The 15,336-nt window shown below is 58.7% G+C and carries 18 protein-coding genes; 10 read left to right on the top strand and 8 right to left on the bottom strand.

The window, feature by feature from the left end; all coding sequences use genetic code 11:
• Positions 1-126: 126 nt before the first annotated feature.
• Entirely contained in the window at positions 127-537 is a 411-nt protein-coding gene (locus tag V1T76_RS24525) for a DUF3775 domain-containing protein (RefSeq protein ID WP_330563318.1), read from the bottom strand.
• On the opposite strand from V1T76_RS24525, the gene V1T76_RS24520 reads away from it, so the two are divergent.
• Complete coding sequence (locus V1T76_RS24520; protein ID WP_330563317.1) at positions 530-895, top strand: hypothetical protein; 366 nt, start codon at positions 530-532, stop codon at positions 893-895. The two genes, V1T76_RS24525 and V1T76_RS24520, sit on opposite strands and share 8 nt — an antisense overlap.
• Before the next feature lie 186 nt (positions 896-1,081).
• On the opposite strand, the gene V1T76_RS24515 is transcribed toward V1T76_RS24520, so the two are convergent.
• Both V1T76_RS24515 and V1T76_RS24510 read right to left on the bottom strand, forming a co-directional pair.
• Positions 1,082-1,333, bottom strand: a complete 252-nt coding sequence (locus V1T76_RS24515; protein WP_330563316.1) for a hypothetical protein — start codon at positions 1,331-1,333, stop codon at positions 1,082-1,084.
• Positions 1,334-1,376: 43 nt separating this feature from the next.
• Positions 1,377-1,781, bottom strand: coding sequence for a hypothetical protein (locus tag V1T76_RS24510; RefSeq protein ID WP_330563315.1), 405 nt, complete (start codon positions 1,779-1,781; stop codon positions 1,377-1,379).
• Between the two features lie 257 nt (positions 1,782-2,038).
• Between V1T76_RS24510 and V1T76_RS24505 the strand changes: the two genes are divergently transcribed.
• The 5 genes from V1T76_RS24505 (at position 2,039) to V1T76_RS24485 (ending at position 5,940) form a co-directional block, all read left to right on the top strand.
• Positions 2,039-3,169 carry a hypothetical protein gene (locus V1T76_RS24505; protein WP_330563314.1) on the top strand — a complete coding sequence of 377 codons (1,131 nt, stop codon included), beginning with the start codon at positions 2,039-2,041 and terminating at the stop codon, positions 3,167-3,169.
• 240 nt (positions 3,170-3,409) lie between these two features.
• Positions 3,410-4,609 carry a pyridoxal phosphate-dependent aminotransferase gene (locus tag V1T76_RS24500; protein ID WP_330563313.1) on the top strand — a complete coding sequence of 400 codons (1,200 nt, stop codon included), beginning with the start codon at positions 3,410-3,412 and terminating at the stop codon, positions 4,607-4,609.
• A 139-nt stretch (positions 4,610-4,748) separates the two neighbouring features.
• The gene (locus tag V1T76_RS24495; protein WP_330563311.1) at positions 4,749-5,051 is read left to right on the top strand and encodes a hypothetical protein; all 303 of its coding nucleotides are present in this window, start codon (positions 4,749-4,751) and stop codon (positions 5,049-5,051) included.
• Positions 5,042-5,353, top strand: a complete 312-nt coding sequence (locus V1T76_RS24490) for a hypothetical protein (RefSeq protein ID WP_330563310.1) — start codon at positions 5,042-5,044, stop codon at positions 5,351-5,353. Before V1T76_RS24495 ends, V1T76_RS24490 begins: the two co-directional genes overlap by 10 nt.
• Before the next feature lie 107 nt (positions 5,354-5,460).
• Positions 5,461-5,940: a DUF992 domain-containing protein gene (locus V1T76_RS24485; protein WP_330563309.1), complete on the top strand. Its 480-nt coding sequence runs from the start codon at positions 5,461-5,463 to the stop codon at positions 5,938-5,940.
• A 34-nt stretch (positions 5,941-5,974) separates the two neighbouring features.
• On the opposite strand, the gene V1T76_RS24480 is transcribed toward V1T76_RS24485, so the two are convergent.
• Entirely contained in the window at positions 5,975-6,268 is a 294-nt protein-coding gene (locus tag V1T76_RS24480) for a hypothetical protein (RefSeq protein ID WP_330563308.1), read from the bottom strand.
• A gap of 511 nt (positions 6,269-6,779) precedes the next feature.
• Between V1T76_RS24480 and V1T76_RS24475 the strand changes: the two genes are divergently transcribed.
• Both V1T76_RS24475 and msrP read left to right on the top strand, forming a co-directional pair.
• Positions 6,780-8,837: an elongation factor G gene (locus tag V1T76_RS24475; protein ID WP_442970176.1), complete on the top strand. Its 2,058-nt coding sequence runs from the start codon at positions 6,780-6,782 to the stop codon at positions 8,835-8,837.
• Positions 8,838-9,007: 170 nt separating this feature from the next.
• Positions 9,008-9,970: a protein-methionine-sulfoxide reductase catalytic subunit MsrP gene (gene msrP, locus V1T76_RS24470; RefSeq protein ID WP_330563305.1), complete on the top strand. Its 963-nt coding sequence runs from the start codon at positions 9,008-9,010 to the stop codon at positions 9,968-9,970.
• A gap of 849 nt (positions 9,971-10,819) precedes the next feature.
• On the opposite strand, the gene V1T76_RS24465 is transcribed toward msrP, so the two are convergent.
• Genes V1T76_RS24465 through V1T76_RS24455 form a run of 3 tightly spaced genes read right to left on the bottom strand, consistent with a single transcriptional unit; the run spans position 10,820 to position 13,769 of the window.
• Positions 10,820-11,716 (bottom strand): LysR family transcriptional regulator, encoded by an 897-nt coding sequence (locus V1T76_RS24465; RefSeq protein WP_330563304.1) that lies wholly within the window; start codon positions 11,714-11,716, stop codon positions 10,820-10,822.
• A gap of 31 nt (positions 11,717-11,747) precedes the next feature.
• Positions 11,748-12,716, bottom strand: a complete 969-nt coding sequence (gene trxB / locus V1T76_RS24460; RefSeq protein ID WP_330563302.1) for a thioredoxin-disulfide reductase — start codon at positions 12,714-12,716, stop codon at positions 11,748-11,750.
• A 21-nt stretch (positions 12,717-12,737) separates the two neighbouring features.
• Entirely contained in the window at positions 12,738-13,769 is a 1,032-nt protein-coding gene (locus V1T76_RS24455; protein WP_330563301.1) for a mitochondrial fission ELM1 family protein, read from the bottom strand.
• Positions 13,770-13,970: 201 nt separating this feature from the next.
• Here V1T76_RS24455 and V1T76_RS24450 point away from each other — a divergent pair, with 201 nt between their 5' ends.
• Positions 13,971-14,438: an Lrp/AsnC family transcriptional regulator gene (locus tag V1T76_RS24450; protein ID WP_031268195.1), complete on the top strand. Its 468-nt coding sequence runs from the start codon at positions 13,971-13,973 to the stop codon at positions 14,436-14,438.
• A 34-nt stretch (positions 14,439-14,472) separates the two neighbouring features.
• Positions 14,473-14,823: a VOC family protein gene (locus V1T76_RS24445; protein ID WP_330563300.1), complete on the top strand. Its 351-nt coding sequence runs from the start codon at positions 14,473-14,475 to the stop codon at positions 14,821-14,823.
• Between the two features lie 36 nt (positions 14,824-14,859).
• Here the strand turns inward: V1T76_RS24445 and V1T76_RS24440 are convergent, their stop codons facing one another.
• Positions 14,860-15,327 carry a hypothetical protein gene (locus V1T76_RS24440; RefSeq protein ID WP_330563299.1) on the bottom strand — a complete coding sequence of 156 codons (468 nt, stop codon included), beginning with the start codon at positions 15,325-15,327 and terminating at the stop codon, positions 14,860-14,862.
• Between the last annotated feature and the right edge of the window lie 9 nt (positions 15,328-15,336).

Here is a 15,336-nt window from a genome sequence, read left to right as displayed (position 1 = left end):
ATCAATTGCTAACGGGTTTTCCCAAGGAAAACGAACAGATCTGGAAAACCCGGCAAAATTGACCTAGCCGTCCTGACGTTGCGATGCCTTTGAAGACCGGAAACCAAGGGCGCCCGACGAAGCTCATCAGAGGTCGAGCGCGTCGAGACCGGCTTCCAGGTGATCGGCCAGAAGCGGCATGCCGAGCAGGTAGCCTGCTGTTGAGCCAACGGCACGTTCACGTGCTTCGTCCACCGCTTGCTGGAAATCTTCTGCCTCAAAGTCACCTCGGCCGATCCAGGTGATGGCCACCAGTTCGGCGGCTTCATCGACATTCAGGTCCTCGATCAGTTCCCGCAATTCTTCATCGGAGAGGTCGTCGTTTTCCTCTTCCGCCAAGCCATCGTGACCGTGGCTCTGTTCCAGCGCGTCGGCATCGAATTCGACGTCACCCTCGTGACCGTCCTCGAACGAGTCCTGAAGAGACGACGCAACGGCCCGCGCCTTTTGGGCAAGCAGGCGGATCGTGTCCGCTGAAAGTGTGAGGTCGATGTCCATTGATGCCTCCGACAAACCCTTCGTTTCTTTATCGATCCACTTTTCGCCGTTGGCAATGGTCATGATTGGAAATCCCTCTCTGGCCGCCCGTTGCAGCGGCGATAATCACCGGTCGAGGGTTAAATGCCCCGTTGCCGGTTTTGTTCCACGTATGCTGGCAATGCCTTCCGGGACACTCGCAAATACCGTACCCACGGTTATCCCCGGTATTCAAGGCTGTGCACCGCTGCTCGGTTTTATTTGCGGCCAATGCAAGCCTGGAACCGTGCTCGGTCTTGCAGGCAGAACATGTTCTTGCTTTACTTGGCTGACGAACAAATTCCTGTCCTTGACCGTGATCAACAGCGGGCGCAACTAGCGGATAAGCTCTGGGTGGTCAGGCTGAGGGCGTGCTGCAGCGCATGCTGCTGCAATGGTCTGGAAGCCTGACAACAAAGGTGCCGGCAGCGGACAGGAGACCTTTTCCGGGGGCGGACCGGGCACTGAGGCCCGGCACTCATGCCAAGCATGAGGCCGGGTCTCGGCTTTCTTGCGGGTTAAGTTTTCAGAACACGGACTTTGATGTCTGACCCGGATGACCGGGAACCACCGGCGCGCTTCCGACTGCGGTGTGAGTGACGGGTTCTGCCTTTGGACCACCTTGCATGTTGGCTGGGTTTGCCATTGCCGCCGCCGCGACCAGGGCGGTCGCCAGCAGCATGCCCAGAAAGATCGCCTGCAACAGCGGCCGTGCTTCATGCAGGTCGCTTTTCAAGGGAGCGGATTTTCGGGTTTTCTGGTTTTCGACGCGTGCCATGATCAAAATCAGTCAGGTTTGAGCGATTGTACGGTGGTTGCTGTCAGTCTGCCTGCGCATCTGCGCCGGTCAGGTCCTGAAACAGGCGGCGGGCCATCAGACAGGTGACGGCAGCCATGGACAGGAACGCGACCATCGGCAGCACCAATGACGGCTCCAGGGCGGACATCAACATCAACAAGCCTGCTGCCACTATGAACAGCAAAACAGGTTTGAAGCTTGCGTTCTGCGTTTTAATCGTCGGCTGAACTATCGTTGCTTGGGCCATCGGCTCCTCCATCCGCTTGGATGAGTTCAATCTCGACGGAAATTGCGCCGGCACGCAGACGCGAATTAGACATGGCCTGTGTGTTTTCGTGACAATTTTTAGGCAAATTCGATCTATGGTGTCGCCCGCTGAAAGTGCCGCAACAGGTAGCGAGCCGTCGCCCGTCGATGGGTCGAACAAGGTGAAGGCGTTCCGGTTTTTGCAGCGCCAGTTCCGTGCCGGCAAGGCGTTCCGGAAAAGCTGGAAATTCCGCAAGTCCGCAAATTAAGCTTTCGTAAAATTGACAATAAAACTTCTCATTAAATTGTATTTCATTTTTTTAATACTGTAAAAATTGACGTAGCTCGGGAATTTTACGATGCAGTTTTAGTGTTTGTTTGCATTTCCCAAGCATGCTTGGCCGCAGGGAAATCCGCGACGAACATACCAGGCATGGAATGACGACTAACGCTGCGCAGAGCGCCACGGTGGACAAGCCGACAGACCCAGTAACGTCGACAGAACCGCCGGTCAAAAAGGCCGGTGAACCGCCGGCGTTGTCGCTGGCGGGTATCCAGTTTTTCATTGCCGACATCAGCAAGAAAACCATCCTCTGGCACGAGATCGGCTCTCAGAGTTTCAACAGTGAAGTGCGCGACCTGCAGGAGGCGCCTTCCAACGAGGCATTGCGCTATCTGTCACCGGAAGACCGGAAAACCATTCTCCGCCTGGTTCAGGGCGCGATCCGGGAAGGGCAGGCAGGACCGTTTGACGTTGGCGGCGGGCCGGATCACCGTATTCCGGGCATTCCGATCGTTGCCTATCGTTACGAGTTGCCGGACGGCAAGATCCTCGCCATCTGTTTTCCCTCCATCGGCGAGAGCGACAGCAATCCGGGTCGGGTCATCCTGGGGCTGGCACCTATCCTCCAGCATTTCGTGGCGTCGTCGACGCGCGTGGTGCTGCTGGTCGACAATTTCGGCTACGTGCGTTTTGCCAGCGACGGTTTCCTGAAGAGATTCCAGATCGAAGACGCGCGTCTGATCCTGGGCCGGAACATCGCCCACATCCAGAACCGTGTTGGCCGGACAATCGTCTCCCTGACGATAGCGGCGCTGACACGCCGGGCCAGCGCGACCGGGCGTGGCAAGTTTCTGCTGGCATCCAACGACAGCGTCGAGCTGAAATATGATGCCATGTATTTTCGCGTTGGCGGCACGGTGGGCGGTGTGCTGTTCTCGGCAGGCCATGCGGGCGGCGATGTCGATTTCGCAAGGGTTTTCGAAGCCTGCAGTGCGCCGATCCTGGTAGTGAACATCAATACGAAGATCATCATCGCAGCGAACAACGCGGCAATGAAGACCTACCACCTGACGTCGGACGTTCTCGACAGCCGTCCGATCACCGAGATGCTGCTGCACCCGAGCAACTATGCTTCCCTGTTGACCTCTGCCAAAGACGCTTCGGATGTTCCGCTGTCGGTGCCGGTGACTGTGCTCAACGGCCAGACCAAGAAGAAGCGCTTCAAGTGCACGATCATCGACGAGGACAAGGACGAGCCGAAGCTGATCCTTGAAACGCGAAGCTGATCAATCCTGAAGCCGCAGCGAGGCGCCCTTGTTTGCCACACAATTGTGCTGTTGAGGGAACAAACCGCCTCCAAGCCTGACGCTCCCGGCTGCTCTATGCCGAGATGACTGAAAGATACGCCAGCAAACAGGTGCGAACAGCCTGAAAACTCCTGATCCTGTCCGGATTTGGTCTTGTCTTCCGCAGCGCACGGATCTAGGGTCCGCGCGCTGTTAATCCCGTTTCCCCTGGAGGACATTATGGGCTTTCTTGCTGACGCATTGGCGCGTGTTAAACCTTCTGCGACCATCGCCGTCACCAACAAGGCACGCGAGCTAAAAGCCGCGGGCCGCGATGTAATCGGTCTCGGAGCTGGCGAGCCGGATTTCGATACCCCCGAAAACATCAAGACAGCCGCCATCAAGGCCATTACCGACGGCAAGACCAAGTATACAGCCGTCGACGGTATTCCGGAACTGAAGGCGGCTATCGTCGAAAAGTTCAAGCGGGAAAACGGCCTTACTTACGAAACCAACCAAATCACCGTGGGAACCGGCGGCAAGCAGGTGCTTTATAATGCCCTGATTGCAACGCTGAACCCGGGTGACGAAGTCATCATTCCGACCCCCTACTGGGTGAGCTATCCGGACATGGTGCTGCTTGCAGGTGGCGAGCCGGTGATCGTGGAAGCGGACAAGTCGACCTTCAAGATCACTCCGGAAGCGCTCGATGCGGCAATCACGTCGCGCACCAAGTGGCTGATCTTCAACTCTCCGTCCAACCCGTCCGGTGCGGCCTATACGGAAGCTGAACTGAAGGCGTTGTGCGCCGTGCTGATGAAGCACCCTCATGTCTGGGTCATGACCGACGACATGTATGAGCACCTTGTCTATGACGACTTCAAGTTCACCACGCCTGCTCAGGTGGAGCCTGCTCTTTACGAGCGCACGCTAACGGTCAACGGCGTTTCCAAGGCCTATGCGATGACCGGCTGGCGTATCGGCTACGCCGGCGGCCCGGCCGATCTGATCAAGGCCATGGCCAAGGTCCAGTCGCAATCGACCTCCAACCCGTGCTCCATCGCCCAGTGGGCGGCGGTCGAGGCACTGAACGGCACTCAGGACTTCATCCCGAAGAACAACGAAGTGTTCAAGGGACGCCGGGATCTCGTCGTCTCCATGCTGAACCAGGCAAACGGCATCACGTGCCCGGTGCCGGAAGGCGCGTTCTACGTGTTCCCGTCCTGTGCCGGCACGATTGGCAAGACGGCACCGTCCGGCAAGGTGATCGAGAGCGACGAAGACTTCGTCTCCGAGCTGCTCGAAGCTGAAGGCGTTGCCGTTGTTCATGGGTCCGCATTCGGCCTCGGTCCGAACTTCCGCATTTCGTACGCGACTTCGACTGAAGCTCTGGAAGAAGCCTGCACCCGCATCCAGCGCTTCTGCGGCAATCTGAAATAAGCTTCTCGACTTTCTGAAAGACGTTCGAAAGGGCGGCCACTGGCCGCCCTTTTTGTTGCCGGGTACATTCCAGGTTGAGTGGGGCGCGGTTTACATCACAGTGCAAAGGACCTAGCCTTTTCGAGCAATCGAGGAACGGATGATGGCAAATGCGCGACAACAACAGCTGCTTCTTGATCTGTTCGAAAGCCTGCCGTCGATTGTTTTCATTCTGCTCTGGCGGCAGACGAGTAACCTGGAACTGGCAGGCTGGACCGGCTGCGGTTTTGCAGCTTTCGTTCTTGCCGGACTTGTGCTGCTCAAGGCGCGAATACATCCCGTCTTGATTGGGATCAATCTGCACATCCTGCTGGTGACGCCGGTTCTGGTCGGCTTCTACAGGTTTGGCGATCGCGCTCTAGCGGAGTTTCTGACGGACACTCTTACAGCGCCGTGCTGTTGACGGTGGCCGTCACCGGCGGCGTCCTGACGCTGTTCTCGCGCGGTGGGTTTGTCGGTGTCCCCGGCTTGCCCCGGCATCAGCGGTATCGGCTGTCCTTGCTGATGCTTGCCGTGTCGTTGGCCGGCGCGGTTTGGGCTTGCTGGGCACCGGATAACAGCATTTTGCCGGTTGTTGCCACATTGACCCTGCTGATCGGCGGCCGCCGGTTTCTGATTGCCGGTCTGCCGCAAAAGTCTGCGAACGGCATCGTGCTCGTGCCTGTGCTGGCTGGCGCGTCGGACACTACCGAAGATTATACATGAGGCCTTTTGCTCTTGCCGCGATTTTGACGTCTTGGCACGCCATATCACGGACGTGATCCGCGCATTTGTTGAAAGCGGATATTCGCAGCCGAACGGGAGTTCACTACATGCGTATTCTGAAACCGGTTCTTGCCGCCGTGGCCGTCGCCATGGCGATTCCGGCCCTTGCCTCCGAAGACAGCCCAACGGTTGAAATCGGCAAACTGAGCTGCCTGGTGGAAGGCGAGCACAGCTTCATTGTCGGTTCTTCGGCAACACTTGGATGCAGCTTTTCGCCGGTCGACGGCGGCGCGGTCGAAAATTACAAGGGAACCGTTCGCGACTACGGGCTCGACATCGGCAACACCAAGCAGGCCACGCTGGTCTGGGGCGTGCTGGCGCCGTCCGCGAACCGCAAGCCTGGCCTTCTGGCGGGCACCTATGCCGGGCTGACCGCCGGTGCAAGCGTTGGTGCGGGGCTGAAGGCGAATGCGCTGGTGGGTGGTTTGGACCGGTCCATCGCGCTCAACCCCTTCAGTCTGGAAAGCCAGACCGGCACCAATCTGACCCTCGGTGTCAGCAAGATGACGCTGGAACTGATCAACTAAGCCTCTGCGGCAACCGCCATATCTTCTCTCAGCTTCAGTCGCGGCAGCTCTCATTTGCACCGGCACAGGGTGTTTCCACCTTGTCCGGCTGCATGTTCTGCCGGTTGATCTGCTCGGTGCGGTTCAGGCGAACCGCACCGTCAATCTGCTGACGGGTCGAGAAGCCGGACTGTTGACGGTTCAGGTTCTGGTTGAGCTGCTGTCCGGCCGAAGGCAGCCGTGGCGAGGTCGCCATGGGGGGACTGCGCAGCTGGTTTGACTGTGCCTGCGCCGGAACGGCCGGTGCTGCGGCCACAATGGCTGCGATGAGTATGAGGGTCTTGGTCAAGCATGCTCCTTGTGCCCGAAGGCGGTTCATCACAGTTTACATAGGTTGCCGCGCTTCAATTTCACTATCTGCCAAATCCGGCAGGGCAAAGGCACCTCCGGTGGAGCGTCCGAAATGGGCTTCTTGAAATACCGGTTCGGGGCGCCGCCACTGCCAGGTACATCAGGTCTCTGTTGTATAAAGCCCACTCATGCGCCGGGGATGGCTGCCATCGGGTTTTCCGTGACCTGATCTCGACCCGGCATCAAGCGCCCGGTGAGCCACCCTCTGAAGCTCCTTGGAGGCAAAATGCTGCGCTGCCGCGTAAGATTCCCTTGCGTTGCCGCCGACATCGGCGCGACGATGGGTGTCCGCCCCTGGTCGATCGGCCGCAGTTTGGGGCTTGGTGCATGAGTACCGGGCTTAAGGCCTTCGATCCCATCCGGGCGAAACGCGGCAGGCCGCGTTCCCCAGCCGGCCCTGCCGCGTTGTTACGAGGTATCCTCGAACTAACGGGAGGCTCAGCATGGCAATGAGTTCAAACGGAAAAGGATCTGCTGCGGGCAGCGCTCCGCGCTGTATCGCCTTGGTTGGTCCGTTCGGCAGCGGCAAGACCAGTCTTCTGGAAGCCTTGCTGGCGCGAACGGACAAGGTGGCCCGGCAAGGAACCGTCGCGAGCGGCAATACGGTGGGCGACGCTTCGCCGGAAGCGCGTGCCCACGGCATGAGTGTGGAACTGAACATTGCGGACGCGGAATTTCTGGGAGACCGCTTCGTGTTCGTTGACTGCCCCGGATCGGTGGAATTCCTGAGCGAAATGGACGGGGCGCTGTCCGGTGCCGATCTGGCCGTCGTGGTGGCGGAGGACGACGAGCGCAAGGTTCCGGCCCTGCAGCTTATCCTCAAAGCCCTTGAAGCCCGCGCCATTCCGCGGGTTTTGTTTTTGAACAAGATCGACAAGAGCACGCGGCGGGTGCGTGATGTCCTGGGCCTGCTGCAACCGGCTTCCGCCGTGCCGCTGGTGCTTCGGCAAATCCCGATCTGGGAAGACGGTCTGGCAACCGGTTTCATCGATCTCGCTCTGGAACGGGCGCACGTCTATCACGAGAAGGAGGAGAGCACGCAAATCGACATGTCCGATGCGGATCTGGCGCGCGAACATGAAGCCCGTTTCACGATGCTGGAACATCTGGCCGATCACGATGACGACCTCATGGAGGCGCTGCTCGAGGATATCGCGCCCAATCGCGACCAGGTGTTTGCCGATCTCGTGAATGAAATGCAGGACGGGCTTATCTGTCCGGTCTTCTTCGGATCCGCCGAACACGGCAATGGTGTCAGCCGGTTGCTCAAGGCCCTGCGCCATGAGGTACCGGGAGTCGACCTGCTGTCGCGCCGGGTGCTCGGCACCAAGTCGCGCGCCATGCTGCAGGTCATCAAGACTCTGCATACCCAGCACGGCGGCAAGCTGTCGATTGCCCGCGTGCTGGAAGGCGTGGTCTCCGATGGCGACAGTCTGTTTGTGAACGGAGACAGCGAGGTGAAGGTATCCGGCCTGTTTTCGCTCTTCGGCCAGCAGTCAAACAAGATCGCGACCGCGAGCAAGGGCGATCTGGTCGCGCTCGGGCGGCTCGATGATGTTCAGACGGGCGATCTTCTGAGTTTCGAGAACGGAAAGATCGAAAGTCTTCAGGTGCCGGAACGGCGTACGCCTGTCCTCGCGACGGCGATTGCCGCCAATCAGCGCAAGGATGAAGTCCGCCTGTCGGCGGCGCTGGCAAAGCTGGTTGAAGAGGATCGTTCGCTGATTGTCTCGCAGAACCAGACGACGGCAGAGACCTTGCTGGCAGGGCAGGGAGAGATGCACCTGCGTGTTGCCCAGGAACGGCTTGCCGGCAAATACGGACTGGATATCGCGGCCCATACGCCGCATGTGCCTTATGCGGAAACGATCCGGTCAGGCACCAGGGTTCGCGGCCGACACAAGAAACAATCGGGCGGGCACGGCCAGTTCGGCGATGTGGTGATAGAGATATCTCCGCTGCCGCGCGGCGGGGGCATTCAGTTTTCCGATACGATCACCGGGGGCGTCGTGCCGAAACAATATATCCCCTCCGTCCGCGACGGTGTGCTGGACGCGTTGGGGCAGGGCCCGCTCGGGTTCCCTGTGGTGGATGTGTCGGTCTGTCTGACGGACGGGTCCTATCATTCGGTCGACAGTTCCGACCAGGCCTTCAAGATGGCAGGTATCCTGGCGATCCGGGAAGGTTTGCCGGAGTGCAAGCCGGTGTTGCTGGAGCCGATCCAAAAGGTGGTGATTGCCTGCCCGAGCGATGCGACGGCGCGCGTCAATGCGATCGTCTCCGCGCGGCGTGGACAACTGCTTGGCTTCGACGCCCGCCCGGACTGGAACGGCTGGGATGAGGTTCAGGCGCTTATGCCGGAGGCGGAGATCGGTGATCTGATCGTCGAACTGCGTTCGGCGACGGCGGGTGTCGCCAGCTATACCGCAGAATTCGACCATATGGCCGAATTGTCCGGCAAGGCGGCCGACCTGGCCCTGCAGAGGTCCGGCAAGCAGGCTGCGTGAGGGGGACCGCCTGAATGCGGTTTCAGAGGGGCCGGCGGGCCCCTCTATTGTGTTCGCTGCGCTCCTTTGCGCACATTTTTGATCACCTTGTCGTTGCGTCTGGTCACCAGGGCGTTATTTGCCATTGAATGCCGATTCCGGTTTCCTTCGGAACAAATGGGAGACTGACAATGAATATAGTGAAGAAGCGCAGTTGGGAGATTCCTGAGCGTGAGGCGACGCCGGAGGCGGTTTTCATGAACCGCCGACAGATCCTTGCCGGCCTTACCGGGGCCGGGGTGCTGATGGGCACTGGGCTTGGAATTCGGCCCGCCTTTGCCGAAGAGGATCCGAGCGCGGGACTTTATCCCGTCGAGCGGAATGGCGCCTTTACGCTTGATCGGGACGTGACCCCGGAAGAGTTCACGTCCAAATACAACAATTTCTATGAGTTCGGCACGCACAAGCAGATCTGGCCGGCAGCGCAGGATCTCAAGATCCGCCCGTGGACGGTCGTGCTGGATGGCATGATCGACAATCCGCAGGAGATCGGCATCGATGATCTTCTGGCCAAGATGCCACTGGAAGAGCGGCTGTATCGCCATCGCTGTGTCGAAGCGTGGTCGATGGCTGTGCCCTGGTCGGGATTTGCGCTGGCCGAACTGGTGAAGCTTGCCGGGCCGCAGACGGGTGCGAAATATCTGCGGTTTGAAACCTTCCTCGATCCGTCGGTTGCCAGCGGCCAGAAGCAGAGCTGGTATCCCTGGCCGTATGTGGAGGGGCTGACGCTGGAAGAGGCGACCAACGAACTGGCCTTCATCGCGACCGGCATCTATGGCAAGCCGCTTGCCAAGCAATATGGCGCGCCGATCCGTCTGGTGGTTCCATGGAAATATGGGTTCAAATCGATCAAGTCGATCGTGAAGATCTCCTTCACCGACGAGCGGCCGGTCAGCTTCTGGGAGGAGATCCAGTCTTCGGAATATGGCTTCTGGGCGAACGTGAACCCGTCTGTGCCGCATCCGCGCTGGTCACAGGCATCCGAGCGACTGCTCGGAACGGACGAACGCCGCAACACGCTTCTCTACAACGGCTACGAGGAGCAGGTGGCCGGCCTCTACAAGGACCTGGGCAACGAACGCCTGTTCATGTGAGGTGACATAACGTCATGCTGCATTGCAGCAACGTTTAGACAAAAAAAGAGCCGGGTCTTAAAAGACCCGGCAGTTTATTTTGATTCACTGAAAACAGTGGAATCACCTTCCAGAGGGGAACAGCTGGTCGAACATCACTGGGAGGAGGACGTGATGTCCGTGTGACCAACAGTGATGCTTATATGCAGTGCACAAGCTGCATAAACAAGAGGCAGGGGCGCAGATCTGCTATGCGTTTTCCGCAGAGCTTGACCAGACGGTCAAAAATCATAAGAAAAATCCTTTAATTTCAACAGATTGAATTAGTCAGGTTTTGTCGGGAGCCCTCGAAAAAAAGTTTAATTCCGGGTGAAAAGATCCATTGAGTCACCGGAATTTGTGAAAATGCCTCCTCTTTGTGCGAAAATTTCAGTGCCCAAATATTGGGCTTATTTGGATTTGAGTCGGAAAAAACGCCGGCCTTCTTGAGAAACCGGATCGCCTCAAGGGCCAGGCGTCGTTTTCGCCGGTTCACCTGAATAACGAGGCGAGGGGACGCTCTTAGCACGCGCTTAGAGATTGACCTTTATGGGGCTGCGGAAATTGAAATCAGGCATCATTTTTTGCGCGTACGGACCATGAGGATGGCACGCCATGGTCAACCTGCTTGATTGCAAGCCACAGCCCCTCAGCCGGGGAGTGCCGTGTCTGTAAGCTATGTAGAGATCCGGACAAGCCCAGGCCATGCAAAGACGGCATACTGTGATTGCTTGGCCTTAACCTTGGCGCCTGATCCGTGGACACTGGTGTTGCTTCACGGGTGACTGCCTTGTGGCAATCGCAACGACGGGTATCTGCTCTTGAAGGGGCCTAGAAAACCCAGCCTTCGGCGTTTGCCAGCAGAAACTCGCGGAAGGCAGTGACACGCGCGGTGTTCTTCAGTTCCGAGGGATAGACAAAATAGGTGTCGAAAGACGGCACCTTGTCTTCCTGATCTGTCATCACCGGCACCAGGTTCGACGATTTGTCGATGATGTAGTCCGGCAGAATGGCAATGCCAACGCCAGACTGAACCGCCCGTTTGATGGCCACGATGTTATTGGCCTTCAGCACAGACCTGCGCGGGCTTGTCGTGACGCGTCCGGCCGTTTCCAGCCAGTTCATCGAACGAAGATAGGCCGGGGCCTGTTCGCCGAAGGTGATCAGCCGGTGCTTGTCGAGATCATCTATGGTCACCGGCGTTCCGAAGCGCTGCAGGTAGTCCGGCGCCGCATAGACATGGAAATGCACGGTGAACAGCTTGCGCTGGATCAGGTCGGGCTGGGTTGGCTGGCGCAAGCGGATCGCAACATCGGCTTCGCGCATGCCGAGATCCAGCTCGTCGTCGTCGAAAATCAGGTGCAGGTCGACATCCGGATAGAGATCGATGAAGCTTCTGATCCGCGAAGTGAGCCAGGTGGAGCCAAGCCCCACCGTGGTCGTCACGCGCAAGGCACCGGACGGCTTTTCCTTGCTGTCCGTCAGGCTCGACTGAACCGCTTCCAGCTTCATCAGCACGTCGTTGGCAGTCCGGTAGAGCAGTTCCCCCTGTTCGGTCAGCAGCAACCCGCGGGCGTGCCGGTGAAACAGGGGAACGCCCAGGTCGTGCTCAAGTGCGCTGACCTGACGGCTCACGGCGGACTGGCTCATATGCAGAGTGTCGCCCGCGTGCGTAAAGCTGCCAGCCTGTGCGGCCGCATGAAAAATGCGCAGTTTGTCCCAATCCATGCGTGCCCCTCCGCAGGACAGTCATGCCAGCCTATTCGGCGGCCTGTTTTGTCGACGTGGCTTCATGTTCGGCCAGAAACTTTTCAGCTTCAAGGGCAGCCATGCAGCCCATGCCGGCGGCGGTGACCGCCTGACGGTAAATGTCGTCGGTGACATCACCGGCCGCAAACACCCCCGGGATGGAGGTTTTGGTCGAATCCGGGGCCGTTTCCAGGTAGCCGTTCGGTTTCAGGGTGAGCTGATCCTTGAAAAGCTCGACGGACGGGGCATGGCCGATGGCAATGAAAACGCCATCGGTGGAAATCTCCCGGAATTCGCCAGTGCCGGTGTTCTTCAGCCGCACGCCTGTAACGGCTTTCGGCATGCCGCCGCCAAGGATCTCATCCACCTGATGATCCCAGATGACGTCGATCTTCGGATGCTGGAACAGACGGTCCTGGAGGATCTTTTCCGCCCGCAGGCTGTCGCGGCGATGCACCAGTGTCACCTTGGACGCCAGGTTCGCGAGGTAAAGCGCCTCTTCCACGGCGGTGTTGCCGCCGCCGACAACCACAACTTCCTTGTTGCGATAGAAGAAGCCATCACATGTCGCACAGGCCGAAACGCCGGCGCCCATGTAATCCTGTTCAGAAGTCAGGCCCAGCCAGCGGGCTTGCGCACCGGTGGCGATCACCAAAGCATCCGCGGTGAATACGGTGCCGCTATCGGCTTCCAGGCGGAACGGGCGCTGGGAAAGATCAGCCTTCACGATCGTGTCATAGACCATCTTGGTGCCGACGTTTTCAGCCTGCTTCTGCATTTGCTCCATCAGCCACGGGCCCATAATGGGATCGGCGAAGCCGGGGTAGTTCTCGACATCGGTGGTGATGGTGAGCTGACCGCCCGGTTGAATACCGGCCACCAGCGTCGGCTCCATCATGGCGCGCGCAGCGTATATCGCCGCCGTGTAGCCGGCCGGACCGGAGCCAATGATCAGAAGTTTGCTGTGTTCCGTGCTCATGGGCGCACCTTTATCCTGTCTTCAAGTTCCGGCATTGGCATGGCCGGATTGGCCCATTGGGGCGTTGTTCTGGTTTTGCCGAAAGGCCGAAAAATCGCTCAAGATGCGTTGAGCGATCACGGGCGTGGCATCTATCGGCTCGTAGGTAGTGGTTTTCAGCGGACCTGGAAAGGGGTGAATGACACCCAGGCGTCGCAAAGTCCCCAAAAACCGGGTGATCTTGTCGTGACCACCGCCCGGTTCGAATACATGGACCGGTTTGCCGGTCGCTGTAGCCTCGCCGATCATGTTTGTGGAATCAGCGGTTGCGATGATGGCGTCGGCTTTGGCGAGATAAAGACCGTATGGGTTTGGCTCTTCACCGGTCCAGTAAAGGTGGTCTCCGGATTTCGCCAGTCCCGCCAAACCATAGGCCAGCCCGGCGGGTGTCCGGCGGGAGGCCGTAATCATGAAATGCACATTGGAGGTGTGCGCCAGTTCGCGAAGGCCGTTCAACAGACGGGTCTGGTCGTCTTCTGAAAAGCTGTGATGCCGGCTATCGCCCCCGACGAGCACCGCAACACGGGGCCGGGCCAGGCTGTCGATATCTGAAGTCTGCTGATTGCGCAGTTCGGCCAGTTTTTCGGCAGAGAACCTGTGCGGTGAGGTCGGTGTCACCAGCACATTGCGTCCGCGAAGCTTGTCGTGTTCAGGAACCCAGATCAGGTCCGCGGCGTCCGGCCCTATGCGCGGGTCTTTGAGGAACACGGTAAAGGTCTGTCCGCCGGACAGGCGTTTCACGCGGCGCAGGTATGCAACGGCCCGACGACCTGAGGCGATGACGATATCCGGATAAGGCGGGGCGATCGGGCTGCCGGGGACGGTCTCCCGCTCCCGAAGATCGATCGGTCCGAAGGGCATGAGCCAGGAAAATGGCGCGCGTGGCGCAACCTGGCGTTCTTCGAAAGGGGCGCCAAGGGCTTCGGCGACACCACGGCACTGCGCGACATCGCCTGCCTTTCCATCTGTCAGGATCCAGAGGGAGGAAGGGGCTTTCTCCAGCGATAAAGGCATATTTCGGAGACGTTCCCCTATCGTAATCTTTCGAAATAGTGCGCAATTTTGTTATAGTCTTGCACAAACGCGCAAAAAATCATAACTCGGCACACAAATAGAGGTTAGCTTGGGATTCCGGTATCGGGCAAGGCGACAGTCTTGTGAAAGGCCCGGATGCCCACAGCATGACGCCTCATGCGAAGCGCGAAGGAGACAGGTTTGAAAGCGCGGCTCGATGCCATTGACTGGCAGATCCTGAAAGAATTGCAGGATGACGGACGGATGACCAATGTGGAATTGGCCCGTCGGGTCGGCATTTCCGCTCCTCCCTGCCTGCGCCGGGTGCGCGCGCTGGAGGAGGCCGGTCTTATCCTTGGCTACCGGACCCTGCTCGACGAAAAGCAGCTCGGGTACGATGTCACCGCCTTTGCGATGGTCGGGCTGCATAGCCAGACCGAGGCGGATCTGATTGCCTTCGAGCAGACGGTTCAGAACTGGCCGCTGGTACGCGAAAGCTACATGTTGTCTGGTGAGGTCGATTTCCTGTTGAAATGCGTTTCGCCGGATCTGCAGACCTTCCAGAATTTCATTATTCGCGAACTGACCGCAGCGCCGAATGTTGACAGCGTGCGCACGGCTCTGACGATCCGCCGCACCAAGGATGAGCCGGTCGTTCCGATCGACTGACGACCGGCTTGGGAGCATGAAGGGATAATTCGCCATGGCCGTGAAACGGATCATTGCGAATGTTGCTTCGCCTGACACCAGCAAGGCGAAAAGCTTTTATAGCGATGTCCTGGGCATGGACCTCGTGATGGATCATGGCTGGATCGTTACCTTTGCCGGGGAACGCGGTGCGATGGCTCAGGTCAACATTGCCGCTGAAGGTGGGGCAGGGACGCCCGTTCCCGATTTGTCGATCGAAGTCGACAACCTTGAAGAGGTACTGGAAAGAGTTCGGGCAAAGGCCCTTGCCATCGAGTACGGGCCTGCGAATGAAGACTGGGGTGTTCGGCGCTTTTTTGTACGCGACCCGTTCGGGCGGCTTGTGAATATTCTGCAGCACGCCTGAAGCTGCGCCTGCCGACCTGGCGGGCCGGCAATCCGATCAAGCTCTCGGCGTCACTTTCCTGACCTTCTTCTGCATTCGGCGTATCAGGGAAATATCCCTGAGGGCTGCGGTCGCCAGAGTGAAGGACACCGTCAGGAACACAATGGTCGTCAGCGCCGCGACGGGCAGCATCTGATCGTAGTAGAAACTGTCGAGTGCATTGTCGACCGGTCCGATGCCCGAATAGAGCCGGCTGCGAATCATGTCGGAGTAGGTGGTGATGCCCAGGTCTCCGTCTTTCAGATATCGGAGCCCAAAGAGAACCACAAAGATACTAAACGCCAGCACGATCAGATAACCGGCCATGCGTACGGCGAACATGAAAGCGGTTTCGTGGCGCTGTGCGACAAGGCGCTTGAACATCAGGCGTTCGCGGTCTGTGAGCCTGGAAAACAGAACCCAGCGGCAAATCCATAGCGGGACCGACGCGATCAGCAGCCATATGGCAATCGCGTTAAAGACCATTGCAAACCC

The organism is Roseibium sp. FZY0029 (genome assembly GCF_036350355.1).
Taxonomy (GTDB): Bacteria; Pseudomonadota; Alphaproteobacteria; order Rhizobiales; family Stappiaceae; genus Roseibium.
This window is presented reverse-complemented; position numbering and strand designations above follow the sequence as displayed.

Coding starts and splice junctions, on each gene's coding strand:
- V1T76_RS24485 (WP_330563309.1), top strand. CDS start 5,461: ATGCGTATTCTGAAACCGGTTCTTGCCGCCGTGGCCGTCGCCATGGCG.
- V1T76_RS24500 (WP_330563313.1), top strand. CDS start 3,410: ATGGGCTTTCTTGCTGACGCATTGGCGCGTGTTAAACCTTCTGCGACC.
- V1T76_RS24505 (WP_330563314.1), top strand. CDS start 2,039: ATGACGACTAACGCTGCGCAGAGCGCCACGGTGGACAAGCCGACAGAC.
- V1T76_RS24525 (WP_330563318.1), bottom strand. CDS start 537: ATGGACATCGACCTCACACTTTCAGCGGACACGATCCGCCTGCTTGCC.
- V1T76_RS24495 (WP_330563311.1), top strand. CDS start 4,749: ATGATGGCAAATGCGCGACAACAACAGCTGCTTCTTGATCTGTTCGAA.
- V1T76_RS24445 (WP_330563300.1), top strand. CDS start 14,473: ATGGCCGTGAAACGGATCATTGCGAATGTTGCTTCGCCTGACACCAGC.
- V1T76_RS24515 (WP_330563316.1), bottom strand. CDS start 1,333: ATGGCACGCGTCGAAAACCAGAAAACCCGAAAATCCGCTCCCTTGAAA.
- V1T76_RS24455 (WP_330563301.1), bottom strand. CDS start 13,769: ATGCCTTTATCGCTGGAGAAAGCCCCTTCCTCCCTCTGGATCCTGACA.
- trxB (WP_330563302.1), bottom strand. CDS start 12,716: ATGAGCACGGAACACAGCAAACTTCTGATCATTGGCTCCGGTCCGGCC.
- V1T76_RS24465 (WP_330563304.1), bottom strand. CDS start 11,716: ATGGATTGGGACAAACTGCGCATTTTTCATGCGGCCGCACAGGCTGGC.
- V1T76_RS24475 (WP_442970176.1), top strand. CDS start 6,780: ATGAGTTCAAACGGAAAAGGATCTGCTGCGGGCAGCGCTCCGCGCTGT.
- V1T76_RS24440 (WP_330563299.1), bottom strand. CDS start 15,327: ATGGTCTTTAACGCGATTGCCATATGGCTGCTGATCGCGTCGGTCCCG.
- msrP (WP_330563305.1), top strand. CDS start 9,008: ATGAATATAGTGAAGAAGCGCAGTTGGGAGATTCCTGAGCGTGAGGCG.
- V1T76_RS24520 (WP_330563317.1), top strand. CDS start 530: ATGTCCATTGATGCCTCCGACAAACCCTTCGTTTCTTTATCGATCCAC.